At 59.6% G+C, this 1741-nt stretch carries 2 protein-coding genes; both read left to right on the top strand.

What is annotated here, in order from left to right; translation table 11 throughout:
• Positions 1 to 941, top strand: a 941-nt coding sequence (locus HG800_RS26750) for a hypothetical protein (protein WP_169981440.1), incomplete at its 5' end; no start/stop codon positions are given.
• A gap of 11 nt (positions 942 to 952) precedes the next feature.
• The gene (locus HG800_RS26745; protein WP_152052057.1) at positions 953 to 1450 is read left to right on the top strand and encodes a hypothetical protein; all 498 of its coding nucleotides are present in this window, start codon (positions 953 to 955) and stop codon (positions 1448 to 1450) included.
• Positions 1451 to 1741 lie beyond the last annotated feature (291 nt).

Raw genomic sequence — 1741 nt, 5'->3', positions numbered from 1 at the left:
CCGGCGACCCGAACCTCTACCGCTACGTCGGCAACGGCCCGACGAACTTCGTCGATCCCGACGGGTTGCGAGGCATCGGCTCCTGGATCAGTCGGCAGGCCGAATGGGTCGGAGAGCAGGCCTCCTCGGCGTGGGACTACACGTATCGGTCGGGCGAACAGCTCATCCTGGGCCATTACTCGGACGAGGTCACGGTCCTCGGCACGGCCGGGCAGATCGGCACGGGGCTCATCGGCGTGGATCTGCCCGGCGACATCCGCGATCTGTCCTACGACGTGACGCACTGGGAATGGTCGTGGCAGCATGCCGGTCAGACCGGGCTCGATCTGGTCGGCGTCTTCCCGGTGATCGGCGCGTTGAAATACACCGACGAGGCGGTTACGCTCGCCCGAGGCGGCTCGCGGGCTCGGGCTCCCCTGGCCGACCGGGTGGCCGCCCGAGCCGACGCCCGCCACGCCGAGAGCTGCACGGTCACGACCCGGATCGACGTCCTCCCGAGCAACCAACTCGTCAGCCGTTTCGACACGGTGACCATCGCCCCAAACAGAACAGCGTGGTCACGAATCTCAAGTGACTATCGTGCCGTCATCCGTGACGTCGAAGCTCACACGCGGCGTAGTATCCCGAGCGTTCAAAGGCGGCAACTCTCTAATCAGATACGACAAGTCAATCATCGTCAGCCGGTCTCGGACGACGTCTACAGAAGGTTGCAGGCTGAATATCGTGACAGTCGGTCCACGATGATTGAAGCGTGGGAACGCAACACGGGGCAAAGCTGGCCGCAAGGTGCGCAGGCGCACCACATTATTCCGTCTCGGTACGGCGGCCCAAATAAATGGTGGAACATCCATCCCGCGTATCGCAATGTTCATCAACCGGGCATTCACGGTTCAGGCAGCCCAACTCAAACGGTCTTTCCAACGCCGTTACCACGAAATTAGGAGAACGGACGATGTACGAACATCTTGAATCTTTGCGGCCGGAACATGGTCAACTGTTTGCATCGCTCACACCCCGTAGCGATTCTGAAGTTCAAGCCGTGAGCGATGCTCACCCTTCCTGCCCCGACGAGTACCTTCGATTCCTTCGTGAGCGCGGCACAGGACCGTTGATTGACAAGGGAGAGCATTTTGTTTTTGAAGATCGATTGGTAAGTGCGGAACATGACTACTTCCAAGATCGGCAAATCTACGATCAAGGAGCCAAAGGAGACATACTGATTTTTGGTTGGGAAAGCATGGGTACGGCTTACGGCTTCGATACCGGCGACGACTGGCAGCTTGTCGAGATTGACGAATACCGAACCGTCACAAAGTTAGGCCTTACCTTCAAGCAGTTCGTGGAAGGGATGTCGGTCTGTTATCCACAAATTCCGATGAAGTACGATTCGGGAAAGTGGGAAGACGGCGTAAAACGACAATATGCGGCGGGGTGGCTAGGGTCATCCTGACCCCAGTCCGTGAGTCGAGAGCCTTCCGCCCGCCCGCCGGGGTCAGGATGATCCCAGCCACCGCGGGGTGGCCCGGACAACGGCACGTTGAGGGTGTCCGATAATTCATTGACATAAGGGCTTGAAACTTCTTCGGTTGAGGTTGTCGTCCCCACGACAAACCGGCCCGAAGGAGGTCCAAGCCCAGGGGGCCGAAAACGGGGACATTCTGAATATCGTCATTTGTCGTAGGCCAAAGCCCGCCTCATCCCCACCTGCGGCCTCGGCCTGAGCAGGGCCCGCCGCGGCGGG

The sequence above is a fragment of the Tautonia rosea genome (genome assembly GCF_012958305.1).
GTDB classification, from domain to species: domain Bacteria; phylum Planctomycetota; class Planctomycetia; order Isosphaerales; family Isosphaeraceae; genus Tautonia; species Tautonia rosea.
The sequence above is the reverse complement of the archived record's forward strand: the minus strand, read 5'-3'. Positions and strand labels throughout refer to the sequence as shown.